Source organism: Acinetobacter sp. WZC-1, from assembly GCF_052544965.1.
The window spans coordinates 1,815,351-1,841,231 of record NZ_CP199370.1; the positions used below are offsets into that span (position 1 = coordinate 1,815,351).

At 44.5% G+C, this 25,881-nt stretch carries 23 protein-coding genes and 1 pseudogene; 14 read left to right on the forward strand and 10 right to left on the reverse strand.

Translation table 11 applies throughout. The features are described 5' to 3' along the window. Positions 1–184: 184 nt before the first annotated feature. The 3 genes from ACT6PV_RS08410 to ACT6PV_RS08420 all read right to left on the reverse strand — a co-directional run bounded on the left by ACT6PV_RS08410 (position 185) and on the right by ACT6PV_RS08420 (position 4,609). Entirely contained in the window at positions 185–1,345 is a 1,161-nt protein-coding gene (locus ACT6PV_RS08410; protein WP_445117072.1) for an MFS transporter, read from the reverse strand. Positions 1,346–1,666: 321 nt separating this feature from the next. Then, positions 1,667–4,000 (reverse strand): TonB-dependent receptor domain-containing protein, encoded by a 2,334-nt coding sequence (locus ACT6PV_RS08415; RefSeq protein ID WP_445115938.1) that lies wholly within the window; start codon positions 3,998–4,000, stop codon positions 1,667–1,669. Positions 4,001–4,375: 375 nt separating this feature from the next. Beyond that, the gene (locus tag ACT6PV_RS08420) at positions 4,376–4,609 is read right to left on the reverse strand and encodes a hypothetical protein (RefSeq protein ID WP_445115939.1); all 234 of its coding nucleotides are present in this window, start codon (positions 4,607–4,609) and stop codon (positions 4,376–4,378) included. Positions 4,610–5,191: 582 nt separating this feature from the next. Here ACT6PV_RS08420 and lpxO point away from each other — a divergent pair. Then, positions 5,192–6,097: a lipid A hydroxylase LpxO gene (lpxO, locus tag ACT6PV_RS08425; RefSeq protein ID WP_445117073.1), complete on the forward strand. Its 906-nt coding sequence runs from the start codon at positions 5,192–5,194 to the stop codon at positions 6,095–6,097. A gap of 162 nt (positions 6,098–6,259) precedes the next feature. Next, positions 6,260–6,739, forward strand: a complete 480-nt coding sequence (locus tag ACT6PV_RS08430; RefSeq protein ID WP_445115940.1) for a hypothetical protein — start codon at positions 6,260–6,262, stop codon at positions 6,737–6,739. 75 nt (positions 6,740–6,814) lie between these two features. Here the strand turns inward: ACT6PV_RS08430 and aroC are convergent, their stop codons facing one another. Together aroC and prmB are read right to left on the reverse strand one after the other, a co-directional pair. Beyond that, a complete protein-coding gene (gene aroC, locus ACT6PV_RS08435; RefSeq protein ID WP_445115941.1) occupies positions 6,815–7,909 on the reverse strand; it encodes a chorismate synthase in 1,095 nt (364 codons plus the stop codon). Between the two features lie 12 nt (positions 7,910–7,921). Next, positions 7,922–8,932: a 50S ribosomal protein L3 N(5)-glutamine methyltransferase gene (gene prmB / locus ACT6PV_RS08440; protein WP_445115942.1), complete on the reverse strand. Its 1,011-nt coding sequence runs from the start codon at positions 8,930–8,932 to the stop codon at positions 7,922–7,924. Positions 8,933–9,344: 412 nt separating this feature from the next. Between prmB and ACT6PV_RS08445 the strand changes: the two genes are divergently transcribed. The 4 genes and pseudogenes from ACT6PV_RS08445 to ACT6PV_RS08460 form a co-directional block, all read left to right on the forward strand. Next, positions 9,345–9,650 (forward strand): hypothetical protein, encoded by a 306-nt coding sequence (locus ACT6PV_RS08445; protein ID WP_445115943.1) that lies wholly within the window; start codon positions 9,345–9,347, stop codon positions 9,648–9,650. Between the two features lie 163 nt (positions 9,651–9,813). After that, positions 9,814–11,187 carry an ABC1 kinase family protein gene (locus tag ACT6PV_RS08450; RefSeq protein WP_445115944.1) on the forward strand — a complete coding sequence of 458 codons (1,374 nt, stop codon included), beginning with the start codon at positions 9,814–9,816 and terminating at the stop codon, positions 11,185–11,187. A 247-nt stretch (positions 11,188–11,434) separates the two neighbouring features. Then, positions 11,435–12,721, forward strand: coding sequence for an acyl-CoA dehydrogenase family protein (locus ACT6PV_RS08455; protein WP_445117074.1), 1,287 nt, complete (start codon positions 11,435–11,437; stop codon positions 12,719–12,721). 418 nt (positions 12,722–13,139) lie between these two features. Then, positions 13,140–13,910, forward strand: a pseudogene (locus ACT6PV_RS08460) (acyl-CoA dehydrogenase family protein); the annotation flags it as partial. A gap of 524 nt (positions 13,911–14,434) precedes the next feature. On the opposite strand, the gene ACT6PV_RS08465 reads toward ACT6PV_RS08460, so the two are convergent. From ACT6PV_RS08465 to ACT6PV_RS08475, 3 genes are all read right to left on the reverse strand, one after another. Continuing rightward, entirely contained in the window at positions 14,435–16,303 is a 1,869-nt protein-coding gene (locus ACT6PV_RS08465) for a SurA N-terminal domain-containing protein (protein WP_445115945.1), read from the reverse strand. Positions 16,304–16,433: 130 nt separating this feature from the next. Beyond that, a complete protein-coding gene (locus ACT6PV_RS08470) occupies positions 16,434–16,706 on the reverse strand; it encodes an HU family DNA-binding protein (RefSeq protein ID WP_445115946.1) in 273 nt (90 codons plus the stop codon). 168 nt (positions 16,707–16,874) lie between these two features. Next, positions 16,875–17,342 (reverse strand): phasin family protein, encoded by a 468-nt coding sequence (locus tag ACT6PV_RS08475; RefSeq protein ID WP_445115947.1) that lies wholly within the window; start codon positions 17,340–17,342, stop codon positions 16,875–16,877. A 200-nt stretch (positions 17,343–17,542) separates the two neighbouring features. Between ACT6PV_RS08475 and ACT6PV_RS08480 the strand changes: the two genes are divergently transcribed. From ACT6PV_RS08480 to fdx, 8 genes are all read left to right on the forward strand, one after another. Further along, positions 17,543–18,196: a hypothetical protein gene (locus ACT6PV_RS08480; RefSeq protein WP_445115948.1), complete on the forward strand. Its 654-nt coding sequence runs from the start codon at positions 17,543–17,545 to the stop codon at positions 18,194–18,196. Between the two features lie 137 nt (positions 18,197–18,333). Then, positions 18,334–18,807: an Rrf2 family transcriptional regulator gene (locus ACT6PV_RS08485; RefSeq protein WP_445115949.1), complete on the forward strand. Its 474-nt coding sequence runs from the start codon at positions 18,334–18,336 to the stop codon at positions 18,805–18,807. Between the two features lies 1 nt (position 18,808). Further along, a complete protein-coding gene (locus ACT6PV_RS08490; RefSeq protein ID WP_445115950.1) occupies positions 18,809–20,026 on the forward strand; it encodes an IscS subfamily cysteine desulfurase in 1,218 nt (405 codons plus the stop codon). A gap of 93 nt (positions 20,027–20,119) precedes the next feature. Further along, complete coding sequence (iscU, locus tag ACT6PV_RS08495) at positions 20,120–20,506, forward strand: Fe-S cluster assembly scaffold IscU (protein WP_445115951.1); 387 nt, start codon at positions 20,120–20,122, stop codon at positions 20,504–20,506. 35 nt (positions 20,507–20,541) lie between these two features. Next, positions 20,542–20,862 carry an iron-sulfur cluster assembly protein IscA gene (gene iscA, locus ACT6PV_RS08500; RefSeq protein ID WP_445115952.1) on the forward strand — a complete coding sequence of 107 codons (321 nt, stop codon included), beginning with the start codon at positions 20,542–20,544 and terminating at the stop codon, positions 20,860–20,862. An 84-nt stretch (positions 20,863–20,946) separates the two neighbouring features. After that, positions 20,947–21,462, forward strand: a complete 516-nt coding sequence (hscB, locus tag ACT6PV_RS08505) for a Fe-S protein assembly co-chaperone HscB (RefSeq protein WP_445115953.1) — start codon at positions 20,947–20,949, stop codon at positions 21,460–21,462. Positions 21,463–21,499: 37 nt separating this feature from the next. Further along, complete coding sequence (hscA, locus tag ACT6PV_RS08510) at positions 21,500–23,359, forward strand: Fe-S protein assembly chaperone HscA (protein WP_445115954.1); 1,860 nt, start codon at positions 21,500–21,502, stop codon at positions 23,357–23,359. A 16-nt stretch (positions 23,360–23,375) separates the two neighbouring features. Continuing rightward, a complete protein-coding gene (gene fdx / locus ACT6PV_RS08515) occupies positions 23,376–23,714 on the forward strand; it encodes an ISC system 2Fe-2S type ferredoxin (RefSeq protein WP_445115955.1) in 339 nt (112 codons plus the stop codon). A 140-nt stretch (positions 23,715–23,854) separates the two neighbouring features. On the opposite strand, the gene ACT6PV_RS08520 is transcribed toward fdx, so the two are convergent. Together ACT6PV_RS08520 and ACT6PV_RS08525 are read right to left on the reverse strand one after the other, a co-directional pair. Then, complete coding sequence (locus ACT6PV_RS08520) at positions 23,855–25,306, reverse strand: adenylate/guanylate cyclase domain-containing protein (protein WP_445115956.1); 1,452 nt, start codon at positions 25,304–25,306, stop codon at positions 23,855–23,857. A 49-nt stretch (positions 25,307–25,355) separates the two neighbouring features. Beyond that, positions 25,356–25,790, reverse strand: a complete 435-nt coding sequence (locus ACT6PV_RS08525; RefSeq protein ID WP_445115957.1) for an HIT domain-containing protein — start codon at positions 25,788–25,790, stop codon at positions 25,356–25,358. Positions 25,791–25,881: the final 91 nt, after the last annotated feature.

The following is a 25,881-nucleotide window of genomic DNA, read 5'->3' on the forward strand; positions in this document are numbered from 1 at the left end:
CATGCAAAAATAACCATATACGAACAATCATGCATTGACTCATCCATCAGCTGATCATGAACCGATACCGGCAACCGGCCGGCAGATGGACATACCTGATTTTCCTGCATAAAATCTTCCTATTTACCCCTGATCAGCACTCAACCGACCGGGTCATGAAGGCAATCCTGACCCGCAGCTGAATTCAGGCATTTTTTTCGATTGTCGCCGGTAACCAGTAAATCAATAATAATCCGGACAATGCAGATAAGCCCGCAATAATAAATACCATCTCCCCTGAAATAATCTGCCAGTAGTGCCCTGCCAGCACACTGCCCAATGCAACCCCAAGTCCCCACATGGTACTATACAGCGCCTGCCCCCTGCCTTGCTGACCGGCAGTAAAATGCTGAAAAATCATGCGCATTGCAATCATATGAAATAATCCAAAACTGAAAGCATGCATACATTGAGCCAGCAACTGCATGACAAAATATTCAGGGAACAGTCCAGTCAGTAAAAAACGCAGACAGGTTATGCACAGACATGCCGCCACCAGGGTTCGCCAGCTGAAACGTCCCAGAAAGAAATTGGCACCGGCAAACATCAGAATTTCCGAAATCACACCGACAGACCACAAGAACCCGGTTGCTGTGGTACTGAACCCGGCCTGTTTCAGATAATTACTGTAAAAACTATAAAAAGGTGCCTGTGCCAGCAGCATGATAAATTCAATGCTGAAAAATGCAAGAATGACCGGACGCTTTAAAATGGGCAATAACGGTTCCAGTTGCTTTTGTGAGGCAGGGGCTGAACCCGGTTCCCTTACACTGAATGACCAGATAAATGCAGTAAATGCAATACATAACAACATGATCGGCAGCAGGGAGATATCAACAACGTCCAGTAATGCACCAATTGCAAATACACCAACAATAAAACCGATGGATCCCCACTTTCTGACTTTTCCGTAGGTTTCTGCCCGTTTTTCTCCAAGCCAGAACAGCGTCACCCCTTCAAATTGTGCCAGAATCGCATTCTGAAAAAAGCTGAACACCAGCATCAGCAAGGCAATAGACTGAAAATCTCCGGGAATCATAAAAATCAGAAACCAGATTGTGGCTTCCATACAGGTAGCAATACGCACCAGCAGCATGCGCCTGCCCGATTTATCAGCAATCCATCCCCAGATCAAGGGTGCAAAAAATCGGGTTAAGATAGCAATGGAAGATAAAATGCCAATTTCCTGATAGCTGAATCCCTGATCCTGCAAATACAGACTCCAGTACGGCATGAAAGTTCCGACAATGCTGTAATAGAAAAAATAAAAGCCTGCCAGGCGGTACTGAATGGGTAAGGCAAACATAAGCATAAGAGCGGTTTTCCATCTGCAGTCAGCAATTAAGGAAAATAGGCATTCAGGGTTGCTCTGAACTTGAACTCCTGTTCATCATGTCCGGTTCAATAGCGTAAATGCATATTCGACATAGTTTATATCACTGATACCTGAAATCCTAAAAAGAGTAATATGAAGGAAATAATATGGAATACTGAACTGAACATCCCGACAAGCCATAATAAACCCTCATTACACCAGTATTACAGTGTTCTAAAGAGCAAAAAAGCACCCGAAAGTGCTTTTACTGCAATAATTAACAACGGTCCTATTGTTTATCAAGCGCCAGTCTTAGATATGCATCGTGATGCCCAACTGAAATGACCTGCCAGGCAATGGTGCAATATATCTCAATGGAGAGTTATACGGTCTGGCATCTTCATCGAGTAAATTCTGTCCATTAATAAAAAAATCAAAATCGGCATTTTTCAGGCTGACTTTCTTACTAATGGAAAGGTCAACCATGTTATATGCCGGTAAAGCAGGTTCCATATTGACATTTTTAGTCAGATATTGTGCTTTATCATAATAAATACTGGATAAACGTGCTGACAGACTCTCCATACTCCATTCAACAGTTGCTCCATAGCGATTAGTGGGTATATTTGACATATAAGCACCAGTGTTCGTCATTGTTCCCTGCAGTTCACCAGCAACTTTGTTCTTTACCAGATCAGCAAAGCCCGAAACTGTAAGCTGTCCATAATTTGCCAAATCAAAACTCTGACTCAGATCAATTTCAAAACCATTTATATCTGTATCTGTCTGTCTCCAGTATTTCAGGGGTAGGCGGTTTCCAGACGTCTCCATACCGGAGTTCAATAAATAAAGATAATTGTCATAATTGGTCCGATACAGCGTTGCCTTCAGCTGAGTATCCCTAAAATCAAGCGTGGTGGTAAATTCAAGTGTCTTTACTTTTTCCTCATTCAGATTCTGGTTACCCTCTTCCTGGGTCATATGAGAGTAATGCGGACCTGAAGAATATAGTTCATTCAGCTCTGGCGCTCTCTCTGATTCACTATATTTGACTCTAAAACCGAGATAATCGGTAAGTTTTAACCCCGCTCCAGCAAAATAACTGCCCAGGTCAAAATCCCGTCCTTGCAGGCGACCATTGGATGAATTGGACGACTGTTTGAAAGTGAGGTCCTTGATCTGATGATCAACTTTTTCAATACGGTAACCTGCATCCACATAAAATTTATTAAAATTCAGTTTTTCGGTAATAAAAGCCGCCTGAGTATCTGTTTTAACGTTGGGTAAATAACGATCAGGCCCGGAACCATTGACATCCCGCGAAGCAAAACTTAACCCCAGTTCGCCTGAAAGATTGCCCACAGGTTTATGCTTCAATAACAACTCAGCAAAACTGGTATCAAATTTATAATTATTTGATTTGGAAGAACCAATATATTCCCCTGTTGTACTGTTGACCCTGGATACATTCAACTGCAGTGAATCCAGAAAAATAACCGGATTATTCAGCAATGCCTCAACTGCGAAGCGATTCTGCTCAATTTGAACTCCAACCGGCCGGCCATCATCATAGGATTCCTGAAAAGATTTATTTTCCATGGAAAACCCTGGCACCCCATAACTACTTTTTTTATGATCGACACTGACACCAATATAACCATTATTCAAAAAATAAGTGGTCCCCATGGCAATATTTTCATTTTTTGCATAACTGTTCCCGAGTTTTTTATGATAATTAGGTGTTACATCCGCATTGATTTTTCGTTCAGTATATTGTGGTGTATTGGGGACATAGTCAGGATTAACTGGGTTAGTATAATTTCCGCCAAACCAGTTTGATACTGGCTGATCCGTATAATAGGAAGACTGATCATCAGCATAGTCCGGATTCTCTCTCATAAACTGATTGATATAGGGTTGTGAGGCTGTATTATAATTCCTCTGAATCCTGGTATCGCGCTGGCAAACAGCAGACAGTGAACTATTTACCCCACCCCCTGGCGGAAAGACATCAGTATCGCAAATGCTGGCTTTACTATAACCGGGAATTTTATAGGATGATATCTCCTGAGTTGAAAACTGAATATTGGTCGACAGATTCTTCTGGTTATTAATATTCAGTTTTATTCCCCTGGCATCAAAGTTATTAAATCCTTTTTTAAACACCACATCCAGGCTACGATTTTTTTCCTCCATCGTCCGGGAAATCAATCCGGTATCAATATCCACACTCCCACCAACTGCATGCCCACCATAACGGACCGCATCACTCGACTTATTTAATGTAATTGATCTGGTAAATAATGGATCAAATGGAATATTGATATCGCCACTGATGGAGTTCATCCCATTCACAGCCTGGCCGTTTTCAAGAATACTGACCCTGTTACCACTTAAGCCGCGAATTACCGGCGCCCCTGCATTAGGACCAAAAGCACTATTCTGAACACCCGATATATGCTGAACGGCATCACCCAGTGTTTTGGCTTCCTCTATACGGTCTTTTGAAACCACCACGACATCCGGGTCTGTGTTGCTTTCAGCCTGATATTTCAAAGCTTTCAGTACGGGAATATCAGACTTATCCTCTGCCTGGGCGTTCTGCATAGCCACTAAAATAAACAACATTAATGTTGTATAACGCATGATATTGGTGTTCCCCTGCAATATTTTTCGCAATGTTATAACATTACGTTAAATAAATACAGCTTCAGCACCGATGTTTTGCAATCACCGATTTGCCATACCTTATACCGGTTTTATCAAATGGATCAGAACAATCCATCAGGCAGATGTTGCAGGGCAACTATAGTCCTGAGTAAAAACAAAGCATTGCTTTTATTTACAATATAGCGGGAATTTCTGCCACAAAAATATAAACAGGCCGCATGAGTCAAATCATATAGAAAATGATGTACAGCAATCCATTCCAGCTATTGCCCTGTCCCCTGTTCAGGATTGCATTGCACGCCAGGAATCCTATTTAAGCCAGGATCTATCTCTGACAGAAACTGATATGGATCAGTTCAGGGCAATCACTTTGACCAGAATCGTCTGAAATTCCTCAAAATCATCAAAAATCTGTTTACGGATCAGTTCCTTGGACTTGACCCGGAAATCATGCTTCTGATAATGAATGACTTCTGGAATTGTATCGAAATAATGGCTATCGGCATCCATGTTTTCTTCAAATAAAGGGGTACCCAACTGATATTCCTTACTTTTCAGTACAACATATTTCACTGTTGTCTTCATTCTTCATCCTCCTTTATTGGCACCTCTACTTTATAACCTCTTTCATCAATGATTTCAGTAAATTTTAAAGACAGTGACTCAATCTGAGTCGGATCAATGCGGTCTGTTGTCATAACTCAGCTTGCAGATATGACTGGGCATAAATGCCAACCGCTCTGATATATGAATATTCCATCATAAAACTTCAGGATAAATTATAGGGGGCAAATAAAATACCCACTTAATAAATTAAGTGGGTAGACCGTAAATTCACAGCCTCTTTAGCGCTGAGATTCTTGTTGTTCTTGTTACAGTTGTACTTTTAGTAGGTACAGTATGCCCATAAATTATGACAATAATATTGCATTAATATATAAATTTATTCAATTTTCTTCAGGATAACAATATGCAGTAATCTTTAAGAATCACGGTATTCAGATCGCTTTACATCACCATTTTACATCAACACAGACAAATTTCCATATGCCTACATAAAACGTCAATCAATTATCATATATCAATATTTTTACACCTTAAGACTCGTTTCCAAAAATCATTATTGTTATAATAGTGATGTTTAAATTACACCATTTCTGTTTAGCCATGTATGCAGCCGTCATTGTATCCATTTTTTTTATCAGTCTTTTATACACACATTTACGTGGTAAAGAACGGCTGAAATTGTCCCGCCAGTTTTTTGATCATTCGACTTTTCTTGGCCCGGTGAATATGTTCATGACAGGATTTTCACGCCTGCCGAATACGCCCTTTTTTGACGTACAGCAATTTCCGGAGCTCAAGCCCTTACAGGATCACTGGGAAACTATTCGTGACGAAGCCGTACAACTGCAAAATAAAATTAAAGCCGCAGACAGTAATAATGACGCCGGTTTTAATACGTTTTTCAAAAGAGGCTGGAAACGTTTTTATCTGAAATGGTACCAGGACAGCCATCCTTCCGCCCGGGAACTTTGCCCCAGAACGGTTGCGCTGCTTGAACAGATTCCATCGGTAAAGGCAGCCATGTTTGCTGAACTACCTTCCGGCAGTTATCTGGGTAAGCACAGAGACCCTTATGCCGGCTCCATTCGTTATCACCTGGGACTGACAACCCCCAATAGCGACGACTGTTTTATTGAAGTTGATCAGCAGCGTTATAGCTGGCGTGATGGCCAGGCCACCCTGTTTGATGAAACCTATGTCCATTGGGCGAAAAATAAATCAGAACAGACCCGGATCATTCTGTTTTGTGATATTGAACGCCCAATGAAATGGGGCTGGGCACAGCATTTCAATCAATGGTTTGGCCGTAAGGTCATGGCCGCAGCATCCTCTCCCAACAATGAGGATGACCGGACCGGCCTGATTAACCGAATGTTCAAATATCTGTATGCCATTCATGCCAAAGGCCGGGAAATTAAGGCGAAGAACTACAGGAAATACTATGTTTATAAGTGGTTATTATTTTGCAGCATCATTACTGCCTTATTGTTACCAGCCTTTCTCTGAGCTCTGGCACAGAATGGATGAAGTGTGATGTAGATTAAATTTTCAGTAAATACAGTATTTTAGCATACGCACCTGGGGATGGTATTTCCTTTTCCAGTATAAAACGGTAGATTTACTGCATTATCAATTGTTAACTAAAATTCCTAAAACACAGGTATACACATGAAACTCAAATTTGCTCTTGCTGGCGCCATGATCATACTGACCGGTTGTGCAGGCTCATATCCCGAAAAAATAGTGGCTAAAGGGCCTCTGATTTGTGAAGCAAACGAAGTCTGTCCTGAGCTTGCCATGCGCTGGAATGATGAAACCCGCGATGGCTTTAAAATTACCGCGGAAATCAGCAACAGCGAACCCTATGAGATTAAACAGTTTGTTTTTCTGGTGGACCAGCAGCAGCCTTATATTTATTCAACCATCCAGTCGACGCAGTACCTTAAACAGTCAGAGTCCACTGTTTCAAGTAACTCCATCCGCGTTCCGGTCAGCTTTCTGAACTCATTCAGGGATGCCCGAGCTATTGAATTGAAACTGGTGACTGATAAAGGCGATATTGTGCGTCCAATTGTCAAGGCAGATGGTCAGAAATCCTCTGCTTACCTGACCTTTATGAAAGGTTACGTCAGTCAGCCGGCACAATAAATAATTCATGCATAAAAAAACCAGACTGATGTCTGGTTTTTTTATGCTCAGAAACCATAATTTCAGAAACTGCCGTTATTTTGGCTCAATGGGTGCAAAGGGCGTCACGACATCAGTATTCTGAGCACGATGCCGCATGAAATGATCCATCAGTACAATGGCAAGCATCGCTTCTGCAATCGGCGTTGCCCGCACACCAACACAGGGATCATGACGCCCCTTGGTCAGCACATCCGTATTTTCACGGTGGATGTTAATGGTTTTACCCGGCGTGGTAATACTGGCCGTCGGCTTTAAGGCAATGGCAACACGAACGGTCTGACCACTGGAAATTCCACCGAGAATACCGCCGGCATGATTGGCCAGGAAGCCATCTGTGCTCAGTTCATCCCGTGTTGCATGTCCAAACTGTTCTGCCACTGCAAAACCATCCCCAATTTCAACGCCTTTCACTGCGTTGATGCTCATCATGGCATGGGCAATATCAGCATCCAGACGGTCAAATACCGGCTCACCCCAACCGACCGGAACCCGCTCAGCAAGAATTTCAAGTTTTGCACCACAGCTGGTACCCTGTTCCCGCAGTGAAGTGACCAGCGCCTCAAAACGAGGTACCGCATCAGTATCTCCACAGAAAAATGGATTTGCAGAAACTTCATTCCAGTCCAGTTTTTCAGCCTTTTCAGTACCAATCTGGGTGACATGACCACGAATCAGGATACCAAACTTTTCTGACAGATATTTTTTAGCAATCGCACCTGCCGCAACACGCATGGCCGTTTCACGGGCACTTGAACGGCCACCGCCCCGATAATCACGAAAACCATATTTCTGGGTATAGCTATAATCTGCATGCCCTGGCCGGAACGTCTGAGCGATATTGCCGTAGTCCCGGGATTTCTGATCTGTATTGCGGATCAATAAACCAATGGGTGTTCCTGTGGTTTTGCCTTCAAAAACCCCGGAAATAATTTCCACCTGATCCGGTTCTTTGCGTTGGGTTGCAAATTTTGACGTTCCGGGTTTACGACGGTCCAGCTCTTTCTGCAGATCTGCCTCAGAGAGTTCCAGACCTGGTGGAACGCCATCGACAATTGCCATCAGGCCAGGTCCATGCGATTCACCACAGGTGGTGACACGAAAGAGTTGTCCAATGCTGTTACCTGCCATTTTTACAACTCCTTATCCCTGAACAGACTGAATGAATAGATCACGATACTGACGACACTGTGCTGCAGTCAATGCAAAGATGCCTGTACCACCCTTCTGAAACTGCAGCCAATGAAAATCCACCTGGTAAAAATTCTGTTTCATGGCCCATTCTGAATTCCCCACTTCAATCACAATCAGACCATCTTCGGTCAGATAGTCCGCGGCCTGTGCCAGCATTTTACGTACCAGATCCAGGCCATCCTGTCCGGCTGCCAATGCCAGTTCCGGCTCATGCAGGAACTCAGCCGGTAAATCTGCCATATCTTCTGCATCGACATAAGGTGGATTGGAAACAATCAGATCATATTGATGTTCAGCAGGAAGTTTTGTAAACAGATCAGATTCCATCAGTGCAACCTGATATTGCATATTGTGGTGTTCTGTATTGATGGATGCAACTTCCAGTGCTTCCCTGGAAATATCCGTGGCATCCACCTCAGATTCCGGAAATGCATAGGCCAATGCAATGGCAATACAGCCGGAACCGGTACACAGATCCAGAATCCGGCGCGGACTATGCGGATGATGATTTTCAGGCAGATTGTTCAGCCCTTCACGTGACTGGCCCGTTTCATCCAGGAAATAAGGTGCAAAACGATTCTGAATTAATTCAGCAATCGGTGAACGCGGAATCAGTACCCGCTCATCGACATAATAGGGTCTGTCACAGAAATAAGCCAGATTCAGCAAATAGGAGGTCGGTATTCTTTCATTAATCCGCCGCTCCAGCAGGCTGATAAATTCCGCCTTTTCACTCGGAAGCAGTTTTGCATCCAGAATTTCCGGGCTGGCATTCCAGTCCAGTGACAGACTTTGTAAAACCAGTGCCGCACTTTCCGCAAAAAAATCTTCGGTTCCCTGACCCAGATGTGCATCATATTGACGTAAAGCTGAAACGCCGAAACGAATAAAATCGCGGATGGTTACCAGGTGTTCAGCAGCTTCCTGTAAATACTCAGGACGAATGGTCAGTTGATCCACTTAAGGCTTCTCCAGGGTCAGTTCTTTTAAACGGCTTATGATACCCTGTTTTCACTGTTTTTATAATATTTAAGCGGATTTGGGCCATTGCCTTTTCAACACGACCTGCCGATCAGATAAATCGCCGGTCTTTTTTACCCCAATATTTTATAGATTCTTTTACTTCCTTTAAAAATCAATATGTTATAAGCGAACCAAAAACCAGGGAATTTGTGTTTTTTGCATATCATATAATGCTTTGTTCCATCATCGTTTTATGCTTTGATCATCCGGTGTAGTGCCGTGCAGGCAGCCTTAAATAGTATTTTCTGATCAGTCCGGTCCAGGCAGCATTGTTAAGAAATTTTTCCCGGCTTGATTTTTTTCAGCAGCCCGACTATATATAAGATCAAATTCTGATTTTTATATTCTGATGAGTTACAAACACAATAACCTCATGGCCATGCGCCACAACTACTGGAACGATGAAACATCTGCTGTTGTTGAAACGGAAAAACGATTTTTTCAACAGTTGTTAATCGAACACGGTGTCTTCCAGACAGCGTCACTGGAGGATGCAAAATATTTCTTTTTCTGCCTGCCCAGCAGCATCATTGTCAAAGGTTATGCTTCAGGATTTCTTGACCAGAATGTTCAGAATATGATCACAAGCTATATTCAGGCCAATAAATTACAACTGATGAAACGTGAAAATCTGAAAATCCAGTACCGATTCTGATTACTGACCAATAGCATCACCGCCCATTAAGCGCTTTTCACTCCATCCCACTCCCTGCACTTTTCTGTAATTCCATCAAGTTGAACTGTTTTAATACGCTCAGAACATGTAATATTCGTTACAATCATTCATCTGCCGGTATTGCTTCAAGGACTTCATCTTCATGTCAGATCAGAACGATAAGCTGAAACAATTAAAAACTTCCTCTATGGATCGACGCTTATCGATTGCCAGGGCATCATTACTGGCCGGTACCCGTTGGGCGGCCTCAAGTGCAAGCTCAATTTTTTCAAGTGATGCAGAAAAAGAAAAAAAACGTAAGAAAGCCATGAAGGAACAGGCAGAATATCTGGTATCTGAAATTGGCAAACTCAAGGGTTCCATTGTAAAAATTGGCCAGATGATGGCGCTTTATGGTGAACACTTTCTACCCGAAGAAATTACCCAGGCACTGAATACCCTGAATAATCAGACAGTCGCATTGGCCTGGCCGGCAATTAAGGAACAACTGGTCAGTCAGCTGGGCTCAAAACTCAATGATCTGACCATTGACCGGGAACCGATTGGTACCGCTTCACTTGCACAGGTACACCGTGCAATAAGAAAGTCAGATGGGCTGGAACTGGTGCTGAAAATCCAGTATCCCGGTGTGGCAGATGCGATTGATTCAGATATGAGCTTATTTAAAAACATGCTCAAACTGACCCGCATGGTGCCGCAGACCCGTGAGTTTGACCAATGGTTCGATGAAGTCCGGGACATGATGCACCGCGAAGTCAATTATCGTATTGAAGCTGAAACTACCCGCCGCTTTGCTGAACGCCTCAAAGGAGATGCCCGCTACATCGTCCCGCAGATAATTGATGAATACTGTACCGGTCAGGTGTTGTGCATGACCTTTGAGCGTGGTGTTCCCATCAACAGTCCGGTGATGCTGTCACTGCCACAGGAACGCCGCAACCTGCTGGGTGAAGCCTCCATTGAAATTGCAATACGTGAAATTTTTGAATGGGGCGAAATGCAGACTGATCCGAATTTCGGGAATTACCTGGTTCGGCTGGGAAATGGGGAAAATATTCAGGATAAAATTGTATTGCTTGATTTCGGGGCAATCCGTCAGTTTGATGCTTCCCTGCTGACTGTCGCCTGTAATCTGATGATTGCAGGCTATGAGCATAATGCTGAGAAAATGGTCCATGCCATGACAGGTTATGAATTTTTTGATCACATGCCGTTAAGCATTAAACCGGATATGGCCAAAGTATTCCTGCTGGCAACAGAATCCTTCAGCACCCCTGAAAATAACCCGGAACTGCCACCGGGCGTCATGGACGATCAGAACCGCTATGACTGGAAAAAGAGTCAACTACATAGCCGGGTGATACAACGTGCTTCAAAATCGATGGCATCACGTTATTTCAGTATACCGCCCAAGGAATTCATGTTCATCAGCCGGAAATTTATTGGCGCCTATACCTTTATGACTGTCATTGAAGCAAAAACCAATGTCCGGAAAATGCTGCAGCCTTTTCTTTAAATTCAGGCTGCCGGCGCTGACCAGGGTAAGAGTCTTTTTGTCACTCTGGTCAATTTCACATTTTACATAAAAATTTTAAATCAAGATTAATTCATATAAATAAGTGACTTAATTAATAAAAGCATACTACCCGATCCACTCACATATCATCAATCAGCCTGTCAGCGCCGACATATTTTTTTATGCCATTACATGTCAGGATAACCGCATATTCTCACAGAATGATGAAGGTATAAAAATGACCAATATTGCAAATAAAGCTCAGGGACTAGGCCTGGCACTCATCACCCGGCTGGCAGGAAGTAATCTGCTTGATCAGCTGAAACTCCGCAAATTTGTAGAAAAATCGCTGTATCAGGGATCAAAAGCCGGATTTAAAACCCTGAGCAAAACACAAAAAATATTTAAATCCAGCCCGGACCTGAGCAAGCAGCGCCTGCCCGGTCAGAATAAATCCCTGTTTGATTTAAATCTGACCGAAGAACAGCAGATGACCTGTGATGCAATGGACCAGTTTGCTGCCGAAATCCTCTATCCGCTTGCTCATCAGGCTGACCAGCATGAAAAATTCCCGGCAGAACTATGGCAGCGCAGTTCTGAGCTGGGACTGAACTACTATGCATTGCCAGAAGCGCTGGGTGGTGTTGCAACGGAAAAAAATGTGCTGAGCAATATTCTGATTGCAGAGCACCTGGCCAGAGGTGATTTCACCCTGACCGCAGGCTTACTGTCGACTTTCAGCGTTATTAATGCAATCACTCAATGGGGGTCTGAGCAGATCCAATCAAGTTATCTGGCTGGTTTTGCCGAAGATACAGAAATTCAGGCAACATTTGCAGTGCAGGAAGCCACGCCGGCCTTCAATCCATTCAGGCTGACCACACAGGCTGTTCAGAGCAATGGACAATATTTCATCTCCGGTGAAAAAACCCTGGTGATTTTAGGTGAAACCGCCGACCTGCTATTGGTCAGCGCTGCTGTAAATGGTCAGCCCGACATATTTATCGTAAAACGTGATGACAGCATTCTGGTACGCAAAACCCCGGCCATGGGCTTAAAAGCTGCCGAAACAGTCACACTGAAATTTAATCAGACCCCTGCGGAACGACTGGGTGATGATGATTTCAACTACACGGCCTTTCTCGATCTGGGCAACCTGATGTGGTGTGCCATCGCCGTGGGGACCTGTGAAGCAGTCAAAGCCTACTGTATTCAGTATGCCAATGACCGTACCGCATTTGGTGAACCGATTTCTCATCGTCAGAGTGTGGCCTTCATGATTGCCGATATGGCTATAGAAATTGAATCCATGCGCATGCTGATACTCAATGCGGCAAGCCTGGCGGAAGCCGGTCAGCCATTTCATCGCGAGGCCTATCTGGCCCGACTGTTATGTGCAGAAAAATCCATGAAAATCGGCACCGATGGCGTACAGATCCTGGGTGGACATGGCTTTACCAAAGAACACCCGGTGGAACGCTGGTACCGTGATCTGCGTGCCACTGCCATTCTGCACTCAGGCCTGCATGCCTGATCCATCTATACCAGAATAAGGAATATTGAGTATGAACCTACAGAATCCAAAAAAATTCCAGATGCTGCTGGATCAGGCACATGAAACAGCATTAAATGTACTGCGTCCTATTTCCAGAAAATATGACAAGGCGGAGCATTGCTATCCTAAAGAACTTGATATGCTCGCCTCATTGGTGGATGGCATGAACGAAGGCGGAGATGGCCTGAATGCAGGTGCAGCTGTCAATAAACGGGGAGACACTGACACCGGCAATAAAAATGGGGTGAATATGTCGACTGCACTGAGCGTTATTGAAATGTGCTACGGCGACACCGGATTATTACTGAGCATGCCACGTCAGGGACTGGGCAATTCAGCCATTGCTGCTGTGGCAAATGATGAGCAGCTGCAACGCTTTAAGAACAGCTGGGCTGCCATGGCAATTACTGAGCCTGGTTGTGGCTCTGACTCTGCTGCGATCCGTACCACAGCCCGTAAAGATGGCGATGACTATATTTTAAATGGTGAAAAAATCTTTGTAACCTCCGGTGAACGTGCCGACTCTGTCGTGGTCTGGGCCACGCTGGATAAAAAACTGGGACGCGCTGCCATTAAATCATTCGTGGTGCCCAAAGGCACAGCGGGAATGACTGTGGAACGACTGGAGCACAAACTGGGCATCAAAGCATCAGATACAGCGGCCATCAGTTTCATTGACTGTCGTGTCCCTGCGGCAAATCTACTGGGGGATGCTGAAATTGATGTGGCCAGGGGCTTTGCCGGTGTCATGGAAACCTTTGACAATACCCGTCCACTGGTCGCTGCCATGGCCGTCGGTTGTGCCAGGGCCTCACTGGAGCGCATCAGGGAAATTTTCAGTGCTGAACTGGATGCGGACTATGCAACACCTTATCTGCAAAGCTCTAATATTGCTGCACAGATTTATCGTATGGAAGCCGAATGGGAAGCGGCGCGTCTGCTGACCATGAAAGCCACCTGGATGGCTGATAATCGCAAACCCAACTCACGGGAAGCCTCAATTGCCAAGGCCAAAGCAGGCCGGATTGGTAATGAAATCACCCTGAAATGTGTCGAACTGGCCGCCAGTATCGGGTACAACGAAGATGAACTACTGGAAAAATGGGCGCGGGATTCAAAAATTCTGGATATTTTTGAAGGTACCCAACAGATTCAGCAATTGATTATTGCCCGACGTGAGTTGGGTAAATCCTCCAGTGAGCTGAAATAAACCGGATTACAGGTCTGCTGAACATTCATTCCGTGATCCAGTCATTCAATCAATGATTCAATGATGATCAGCAGACCTCCATCTTCCGGACCTCAGACTTGTTGCACGGACATTGCCGGCTACCGCATTAATGCCCTGACCCGGCTGATCTGTTCATCTGTTAAAAAGACACCGCATATCCAAAACCGTACCACACCACTTCCGCATTCTGATTTTTCTGGGCTAATTTTTTTGTGCCGATTCTTATTTTTCTATAATCAACCCGTCAAAAAACTCATACACATGAATATAATTTCTCTTGATAAATATTTTTAATTAAATCAATAGTATGGGGAAATGAGTTGTTTGACTATATTTTTAGTTTTCTATTTTTGCTTTCTGTTTCAGTCATTAAAATCATCTCCATAAATTACAAAGACATCAATCACAGTAATAAAAAAGCGCCGAAGCGCTTTTTTATTACTGTACTGGAAACAGGGAAATTATTTAATTTTTGCCTGAGATTTTAAATACTGCGAATAATCATCCAGCGTCTGCTGACCACGCAATTGCTGATACAGTTTAGTCAGTTCCTGGAGCTGTTCAGGGGGCAGCTCATTTACAGAAGGAATCGTCACTTCACTGACCGCAACCACAAGCATTTCATCCGGTAAGGTGGTTGTGGTGACCGACCACATCCCGGCCTTCGGTGCAGGAACACTGAATGCAGCACGTTCAATTTCACGCTTCAAGCCCTGGGAACGGGTAAAAACACCGGTATGTTCAAATGAGAACTTATGTTTTGCCAATACCTGCTCTGCCGGCTGAATCTTAAATTCGGCCAGCATTTCAGCAATTTTTGCCTTAGCTGCTTCATAAGCTTTCTGCTCAATCAGCTTCGCCTTAACCTTTGCTGTCGCCTGCGCCAGTGGCTGAGCCCCTGCTGCATGATAATTACGTACTTTGACCCATACAGTATCGCCATTCGCCAGCTGAATATTACTGGAGGCAATACGCTCACCATTTTTCACATCATCATTAAATAATTTGATTTTTACATTCGGATCAGACAAAACAGGATCACGGGTAGACAGGGCAACACCATTTACAGATTCAACCCGGGTCTGCTTCACCTCCTGAGCAACGACATCCAGCGCATCATTGCTGACAATCTGCTCATTCAGATGATTAACTGTATCTGTATAAAGGTTTGCAGATTTCGACTTCAACACATCAGCCATCAACTCTGCTTTTTTTGATTCAAAGGAAGGCACTGGATCTGATGTGGTTTTCACTTCAATGAGATGATAACCAAACTGGGTTTTTACCGGTTTTGAAACTTCATTATTTTTTGCAGCATTTACCGCTGCATCAAATTCGTTACCAAAGTTGCCTGCCATATAGGAACCGATCAGTCCACCCTGTGACTTCGAGCCCGGATCTTCAGAATACTGTGCAGCCGCCTGAGCAAATGACAGACCCGCCTGGATTCTAGCATAGACGTCACTGGCCAGTTTCTGTGCCTCTTCCGGTGAACGTGAGTCCGTGGTCAACAGGATATGATGAACTTCCCGTTTCGCGTCCTTATTATGTTTTTCCACAAATGCAGCATAGGCCTGTTGCAATTCAGCATCAGTGGCTGACATATTCGGATTTGTCAGCATTGCCGGCGTCAGTAATACATAGTCCACATCCACCGTAGCAGGCTGTCTGAACTGATCCTGATGTTTATTGTAATAATCTGCAATTTGCTGACTGGACACCTGAATATTTTTCTTATAGTCATCCAGTTTGACACTGGACAAAAACAGATTGCGCTTTTCATGCTGTAAAGCCGCAATTTGCTGCACATCTGTTTTACTGACCAGCGTATTGTCAGTAATCGTATTCATCAGCGTCTGTAAGGCATGGTCCTGACGCAGACTGGCAATCAGCGACTGACTGGTCATACCTTCAGAACGAAGATAGTTTTCATATAAAGTACTGGAAAATTTTCCATTTTCCTGAAAACCCGGCTGTTGTGCCAGCATCTGTTCAATTTGTGCATTACTTAATGAAATCCCCAGTTTCTCAGCCTGTTGAGTCAGCAGGGAACGGGAAATCAGACTATCCCGTGCAGCATTCTGAATAACCGACTGATTCAAGAGTGATTCATCACCATTGACCATTCTCAGATATTGCTCCTTAAAGCTGTTGGTCTGGGCTTCCAGTTCCTTACTGGAAATTTCCTGACCATTTACCGTACTGGCAACATCTGCTTTTTGCCCACTGCTGAAATATCCCTCTATTCCAACCAGCGCTAACGGCAATAAAAATAATACGAGCAGGAGTTTACCAAGCCAGCCCCTGATGACTTTACGAAACGATTCCATAAGTATTCCAATATTTTATTTCACAGGGATTCTAACTGATATTCAAAAATGAATGAATGCAGAATATCTGTTTTCATGTGGAATCCCGAATAAAAAACGCGCCTACAGGCGCGTTTTCGGCAAACAGAGATTAAGCCACAGAATCTTTCAAGCCTTTACCTGCTTTAAAGCTTGGTACTTTGCTTGCTTTGATCTGCAGTTCTTCACCGGTTTTAGGGTTGCGGCCCGTACGTGCTGCACGGTCCTTTACACTGAATGTACCGAAACCAACTAAAGTTACAGTATCACCCTTTTTCAACGCCTCACCAATTGAAGCAACAGTCGCATCCAATGCTTTACCGGCATCAGATTTTGACAATCCCCCTTTCTCTGCAATTGCGTCAATTAATTCTGATTTATTCATGAAGATTACGTCCTCTTATATCGTTTGTTTAAAATCCAAGGCTGTAGTTTCAAAGGCCATGACGACTTTATAGCAATGCTTTGGGGGGAAACGCAAGACTACAAAGACGCTTTTTCACAAAAATAACCACCAAAAACCGTTAAAACCAGCATTTCTCACTTTTTTAAATCATTTTTTTGACAATTGCGCCCGGAGGTTCTTATTGTCCTCAACCAGCTCATCCATCCGCGAATGCAACTGCAAAATCAGCCCTTCCAGATGCTGAATATCTTTGACCGTCACCAGTCCGATTCGATTCAGGGAATGATTCACCCGCTGATCCAGGGTTTTTTCAATCTTATCCTTGACATCAATCACGGATTCCCGGGTCTTTCCCGCCACCTTATTTACGGCCTGGTCAGTAATTTCTGCCGTTGTGGATTCCAGCTCTGCACCAGCCTCGACCAGGGAGTCAAACAGCTTATTACCTTCTTCTTCTGCCCGGGAAAAAGCGCCCAGGCCAGCCAGCCAGATCTGTTTTGTATATTTTCTGAAATCCAGTGTAGCCTTACGTGAGGCTTTTGCCTTTGCATGCCCGGATTCCCGGCCACACAGCCCTGCCTGCTCCATATTACTGTCTTTACTATCCTGTTCCATCCACTTAAACTCCTGAATATCGCATAGGCCAAAACTGCTGAATGATGTATAAATGGTGGTTATAATAACAAACAAAGTACTTGAACGTTTTGCAAAACTGTTCTACAAAGCACAGTTATTATTTTACACTTATCATGAGTCAATTTACGGCCAGCAGTGCCTGTATATTGATTTCCAGATTTCAGGTTACAGGATTTTTTATGAATGAATCGCAACAAAAACAAGGACAGACCCATTTGTTGCTGAACGCTGTCATGATTGCACTGGAGACTTTTTATTCTTTTGTATTAAAGCGTGATCATGTCATTGACCTGCAGGCACGGAAATTTGTCGAACAGCAGATCACCATAAAAATAAACAGCTATATTCCCCTGTTTGACTTCTATATCCAGTTTACCGACAAAGGCATGCTGTTTGACTTAAAGGAACCCGAACAACCGGCCAGTCTGACCATAAGCAGCACCTTGCTGGACATGATTCAGATTTTTGTCTTTGGCAATAAACGCAGTATCAGAAAAATGCGCATCACCGGTGATTCAGCCATTAAGGATGAACTCCGTGATCTGGTGGTTCACCTGACAGTTCCCAGCCTGCTGTCTGACTGGAAAAAATGGTTTGTCAGCCCTGTGGATGACCAGCAGATCACGGCATCAAAAAACCGGATTGCACCCTTACTGGAAAAAATTGATCTGCAGCGCTCAAAACTCAATGCCTTACAGGTTGAGGTAAAGCAGTATCAAAATCGAATTAAAAGAATGCAGGTGAACCAGCAACGCATCAATATTGCCTTCGGTACCACCGCAGTTCTTTTTCTGGCATTAATCCTTTATAATTTATGGCAATTACTTTCATAAAAGCACCGCATAAATTACTTGTTACATTTAAATTTTAAAATCCCGACAAAATTAGTCGGAATTCACTAAAAAAACTTGACTATTTTAGTCAGGATTCATAGAATTCATACATCCAGTCTCAACATGTGTATCAGATCATGCGCTTAACCACACGCGGTCGTTATGCAGTCACTGCTCTTCTGGATTTAGCCTTACAACCTGCTGACCAGACGATCACACTTGCAGAAATTGCAGCACGTCAGACCATTTCTGTCGCCTATCTTGAGCAGTTATTTGCCAAGCTCAAGCGTCATGGCCTGGTGTCCAGTGTCCGTGGTGCCAATGGTGGCTATCATCTTGCGCGTGATGCTGATCAAATTACTGTGCTGGAAATTATTGAAGCGGTCAACGAAACCGTTGACGCAACACGTTGTGATCATAAAGGAAATTGCCAGAATGGCGCAATGTGCCTGACTCATGATTTATGGCAGGAACTTTCTCTCCACATTGCCGATTACTTAGCCAGAATCTCACTTGCTGATCTTGTAGCCCGTGACAACGTACAAACCGTTGCCTTACGCCAGAGTTCAGCAGGTTTTGATACAGCACTGTTATCGGTTACAGGTATTTGACATGAAACGTCCAATTTATCTCGATTATGCAGCAACAACGCCTGTCGATGCTCAGGTAGCAGAACGCATGATGGCGTGTTTAACTTTTGACGGCACTTTCGGTAATGCAGCGTCCCGTTCCCATGCCTACGGATGGCAGGCAGAAGAAAAAGTTGAATATGCCCGTGAACAGGTTGCAAATCTGATCAAGGCTGACCCACGTGAAATTGTCTGGACTTCCGGTGCGACTGAATCTGATAACCTTGCCCTGAAGGGTGTGGCACAGTTTTATGCCGCCAGAGGCAAACATATCATTACCAGTAAAATTGAACATAAGGCAATTCTGGATACCTGCCGTGAGTTGGAAGAAGAAGGTTTTGAAATTACCTATCTTGAACCGGAACCGAAAACCGGTCTGATTACCCCTGAAATGGTTCAGGCTGCACTGCGCCCGGATACGATCCTGGTGTCCCTGATGATGGTCAACAATGAAATCGGTACCGTCACGGATGTGGCTGCCATTGGCGAGCTGACCCGTGCCAACAAAACCTATTTCCATGTCGATGCAGCACAGGCTGCCGGCAAGGTTGAAATCGATCTTTCCACCATGAAAGTCGACCTGATGAGCTTTTCCGGGCATAAAATTTATGGTCCGAAAGGCATTGGCGCATTATATGTCCGCCGCAGTCCACGGGTTCGTCTGAAAGCACAGATGCATGGTGGCGGGCATGAGCGTGGCATGCGCTCAGGTACCCTGGCGACACACCAGATTGTCGGCATGGGTGAAGCATTCGAGCTTGCAGGTAAAAACCTGGAAGCTGAACAGACCCGCTTACGCATTCTTCGTGACAAACTGTGGAATGGCTTACAGGATCTTGAACAGATCTTCCTGAATGGCCACCCTGAATATAACGTTGCCAACTATCTGAATGTCAGTTTCAATTTTGTTGAAGGTGAATCACTGATGATGGCATTGAAAGATGTTGCTGTTTCTTCAGGTTCCGCCTGTACCTCAGCAACACTTGAACCTTCTTATGTGCTGCGCGCATTGGGCTTATCCGATGAACTGGCACACAGTTCCATCCGTTTCAGTTTTGGTAAATACACCACTGAAGCAGATATCGATCATGTGCTTGAAATTACCCGGGTCGCTGTAGAAAAGTTACGTGAACTTTCTCCACTCTGGGATATGTACAAGGAAGGCATCGACCTCAACTCTGTTGAGTGGGCGGAACACTGAGTAATTCCACATTGGCAGCATTGTGTTGAACCTCTGCAGAATGCCCCAATATTAAATATTATCAACGCTGACCCCGAGGTTTGGAGACGCATCATGGCTTATAGTGAAAAAGTAATTGATCATTACGAAAACCCGCGTAATGTGGGTGTCCTGGATAAAAACGCTGACAATGTCGGTACCGGCATGGTGGGTGCACCTGCGTGTGGTGACGTTATGCGTCTTCAGATTCAGGTCAATGATGACGGCATTATTGAAGAAGCCCGTTTTAAAACCTATGGCTGTGGTTCTGCAATTGCCTCCAGCTCATTGGTTACTGAGTGGCTGAAAGGTAAATCACTGGATCAGGCGCAGGCGATTAAAAATATTGATATCGCCACTGAACTGGCGCTTCCTCCGGTGAAAGTCCACTGCTCAGTACTGGCCGAAGATGCAATTAAAGCCGCTGTGGAAGATTATCGTAACAAAAAAGCCAAAGCTTAATGTGTTTCCTTCATTGATGAAGGGATGGAGTTTTCATGATCAACTTAACTGAAAATGCTGCCACTCATATCAGCAATTACTTAAAGAATCGCGGTAAGGGTGAAGGTATTCGCGTTGGCGTGAAAACTTCCGGTTGTTCCGGTTTGGCCTATGTACTTGAGTTTGTCGATGACATTGACACACATGACCAGATCTTTGAACAATTCGGGGTTAAGGTTTTTGTTGATCCTAAAAGCCTGGTCTATCTCGATGGTATGGAAATGGACTATGTCAAAAATGGCTTGAATGAAGGCTTTGAGTTTAACAATCCCAATAAAAAAGGTGAATGCGGCTGCGGTGAATCATTCACTGTCTAGTCTGCATGCGGGCCTTCCCTTTGTCATTCAAACCAAGTGGACCTCACTGTTTAAGTGGCTAATTAATCCTGGAATTCACTCCCGATGAATCATTTTGAGCTGTTCAGTCTCCCGATCGCACTCGATATTGATTTAGCAGCATTAAAAACCAGTTTTTTAAAATTGCAGCAACAATATCACCCCGACAAAACGGAAGATAAGGACCAGGCACTGATTAAATCAAGTGAGATTAATCAGGCCTATAAGACGCTGCTCAGTGTCGACAGCCGTGCTGCCTATTTACTGGCACTCAAACAGCAGGATCATCAGCTGGATCAATCCATCCATGATTTTGAGTTTCTTCAGTCTGCCCTGGAAATACGTGAACAGCTGGATGAAGCAACAGATACAGATCAACTGCAGGCATTAAAAAAAGAAGTGAATCAGTGGATCGATGGCCTGGTGCGTGAGTTCAAGCTCGATTATACGCAGGAAGACTGGTCTGAGGCTCGTGACACCGTGCGTAAATTACGCTTTTTTCAGAAAGTCATGCATGACATCGGTAAGGCTGAAGACCAGTTACTTGATGATGAAGATTTCGATTTAGATGATGATTTTTAAGTTAAGACTGATGCGCTATTTCCAGGGGATTTAATACATGGCACTTTTGCAAATTGCAGAACCTGGACAATCCAGTACACCACATGAACACCGTATTGCCATCGGTATCGATTTAGGCACCACACATTCATTGGTGGCCACGGTACTTTCCGGCAAGGCAAGGGTGCTGCATGATGAGCAGGATCGTGTGTTACTGCCTTCCATCGTTCACTATTCCAGTCGTGGTACCGAGTATGGCGATGCAGCCAAGCCATTTATTACCACTGATCCCAAAAACACCATTGTTTCAGTCAAACGCTTCATGGGGCGTTCCAGAACGGACATTAAATTTCAGCATCCCTACACGCTTGTGGGAGATGATCACCAGATGCCGGCCTTTGAAACAGCTCAGGGTCGAAAAACACCGGTTGAGATTTCTGCTGACCTCCTGAAACAGTTAAAAGAGCGCGCTGAAAACAGCCTGAAAAATCCTGTGAATGGTGCCGTCATTACGGTTCCCGCCTATTTTGACGAAGCGCAGCGCCAGGCAACCCGTGATGCAGCCCAATTGGCTGGTCTGAATGTATTGCGCCTGCTGAATGAACCGACTGCGGCAGCAGTGGCCTACGGACTGGACCAGGACACCAGCCTGGCTTCAGATCGTAATTATGTGATTTATGATCTGGGCGGCGGTACTTTTGACGTTTCAATTTTACGGCTGTCACAGGGTGTTTTTGAAGTACTGGCTACCGGTGGTCACACGGCGTTGGGCGGCGATGACCTGGACCGGTTGATTGTAAAATGGGCAAAGAAGCAATTAAAGCTTAAAACACTGGATGACGCCGAATATGCTCACTTCATGATTTCAGCCCGCAAGGCCAAAGAAGCCCTGTCAGATCATGAAACCGTTGAGCTGAAGGTTCTGAATCATCACCTGAGCTTAAGCCGTGCAGTTTTTGAAGAGATCATCAAGGTTGCTCTTGATAAAACCATCAGTATCTGTAAACGGGTACTGCGTGATGCAAAACTCCAGCTGGATGATATTCAGAATGTAGTACTGGTGGGTGGTTCCACCCGCTCCTATGCCGTTCAACAGGCTGTCCAGGAGGTTTTTAATCAGCTGCCTCTGTGTACCATTAACCCGGATGAAGTTGTGGCCATTGGTGCTTCCATTACCGCAAATCAGTTAATCGGCAACGGTCAGGATGGTTCCCTGCTGCTTGATGTCACGCCACTGTCCCTGGGACTGGAGACAATGGGCGGCCTGGTGGAACGGTTAATTTCACGCAATACTGCCATTCCCGTCGCCCGTCGTCAGGAGTTCACCACCTATCAGGATGGCCAGAGCGCCATGCTGATTCATGTGGTTCAGGGAGAGCGTGACCTGGTGGAACATTGCCGCAGCCTGGGCCGCTTTGTCTTAAAGGGTATTCCGCCAATGACTGCCGGTCAGGCCAGAATTGAAGTCACCTTCCAGGTGGATGCAGATGGGCTGCTGAGTGTAGCCGCCCGGGAAACCACATCCGGTGTTCATGCGCAGATCGATATTAAACCGTCTTATGGTTTGTCGGATGACGATACACAGCGCCTGCTGCTGGAAGGCTACCAGTTTGCCGAGGAGGATAAAAACCTTCGGCATTTGCAGGAAACCCGGGTTGAAGCGAGTCGTGAACTTGAAGCCCTGAATCAGGCCTTAAAAGCCGATGCCGCGCTGCTGTCAACAACCCAGTTTGAAGCATTGAATCAGGCAAAATCCCGACTTGAACAAATACTGGAACAGGCAGACATTGCATCGCTTGAAGTAGCCATTGAACAGCTTAAAATACACAGCGATGCATTTGCTGCGCTGCGAATGAATCAGCATATCGATCATGCTTTAAAAGGCACCAAGCTTGATGACTGGTCAAACTCAAATTAATTTACAGGTAAAGACTATGCCACGTATTAAAGTTCTACCCCATGCCCAGATTTGTCCGGATGGTGCGGAGTTTGAAGTTGAAAAAAATGCGAATCTCTGTGAAAGCTTACTGAGCCACGGCATTAAAATTGAACACGCCTGTGATATGTCCTGCGCCTGTACCACCTGTCATGTGGTAGTGCGTAAGGGTTTTAACAGTCTGGAAGAAATGGATGACGTTGAAGCTGACTTGCTGGATCGGGCCTGGGGACTGGAACCGGACTCCCGTCTGTCCTGCCAGGTGAAAATTGTAAATGAAGACCTGGAAGTGGAAATTCCGAAATACACCATTAACCATGCTTCTGAGAATCACTGATTCTTCATCAGGTCATTGACCAACGTAGATCAAACAGTACCGGTCAGTTCAAAGCATATGAGCCTGATCGGTTTTTTATGGATGTCTAAAATCCAACGTTACAGTTATATCGACCGTCATTACCAATGCGTTGATTCTGATTAAAGGCTATTCGGTGGTCTCACTTCATCTTCGGGATTCAGTCGTGCAATACCCTGTTCATTGGTCAATTGCTGCTGAACCTGCATCCGCTCCACCATTTTCTCGAGAATATCAATCAGTTCAGGATATTCAAAATTCTGGACTTCTTCAAGATTCAGGACCAGATGGAAGCCCTTATATTCAAAATCGAACCATTGCTGATTTTCATTGCGGCTCTGGTCATATCTTTCCATTACCTGCCAGCTTTTGACCTGCCCCTGAATGCCCTTTAGCTCAACTGGAGATTTTGGTGCACACAGATAAAAGTTTTTCACCACTTTATAGGTTTCATCAGAAATCAGAATTTCATCAATCTCTGCGGCGTTCTGTAAACGGGCTGCCAGATTGGCATCACGCCCGACAATGGTATAGGCCATGCGATGCACCGCACCATAATTACCCACGTGGCAATAGCCGGTACTGACGCCCATACGGATATGCAACGCCGCATAGCCCATTTTCACCCATCTTTCCCGCAGGAAGGTCATTTGCTGACGCATGGCAAGCGCCATGTCTATACAGTTTTTTGCATCCTGCTCCACGCCCTGGGAATCCGGGTCGCCAAAGAAAATCAGGATTGCATCGCCCATGAATTTATCAATGGTTGCCCCATATTGTTTGGCAATTTCAGTCATATGACTCAGGTAGTCATTCAGCAAAAACGCCAGATCATCTGGAATCAGGATTTCCGATAATTCAGTAAAACCCTGAATATCTGAGAAAAAAACCGTAATCTTTTTACGTTTATATTCGAGTTTAGCTTCCGTCTCACCGCGCATGATTGATTGCCACAACTGTAGTGGTGCATAACGGCTGAGCTGATTGGACAATTCAATATAACGGTTCATTTCATGGAAATAATTTTGCTTCTGCTGCTCCACACGCTGCATTCTTCGATGCTGATAATAATTTCCGGTATTAATGAAAATAATGATTCCGACAAAAGACAATACCGAAAGCTCAGGGCTGGTCTGCTGAAAATACTTGTCAAAGCCAAAAATAAAAATAATATTCAGATAAAAAATAAAAATGGCCACCAGACAGGCCAGTGAACCCACTATGAATGAAATTTTATTGTTAATGGCGATATAAATCAGGGCAAACAACAGGACAAATGTAATAATCAGACTCAGATGTACCGCAGCCATCGCCGATGCAACCACAACCACGTCAATGATAAAGCATACATTTTCACGGATTTTCTTATCGTATTTATATTGCACCCACCGGAATAACCTTGGGCTGATCAGTACAATTACCAACAGAAAAAGAGGAAAATAAATCTGATAGTCTGCAATCGGTGAGGTGAAGTAATAAACCATCACCAATAAAGCAAGCATCATGTATCCCATTAAGCGGTGGAATACTTCAAACTGCCTTGGCTCCTTGTCCAGCATACGATCAAATGGCACTAATTATATTACTCCAGGTTCAGCCCGCACACGTCATCCTGATCTTTTTTTAATCCATACGCCAGTCGAAAGGCATATCTCCCTGGCCACGCAGGGCAAGCATCAGTGTCTGGCGCATATGTGCAATTGCATCACTGGTATAAGGTACTGCTGTTGTACCCCAGACTGGCTTTGGCCATGCAATGTCGTTCTGATAACGCACCACATGATGAAAATGCAATTGCGGCACCATATTACCCAATGCAGCAACATTCATTTTATCTGCACGGAATGCACGGGACAGCTGGCTGGACAACCAACTGGATTCTCTTAAAAACTGTTCCTGATCGGCCTGATTCAATTCATATAATTCAGTAATGCCTGGCACCCGTGGAATCAGCACCAGCCACGGGAACTGCATATCATTCATTAAACGACATGTTGAAAGCGGAAAATCGCCGACAAAAAATGTATCTTGAGCTAGTTGAGGATGCAGACTGAACATATCTTTATAAATGACGCAAAATTAGAATGATGGCTAATACTACCACATCAGTTTTAGTGTGAATATTGTTAGTATTGTGTTTTAGTACAAA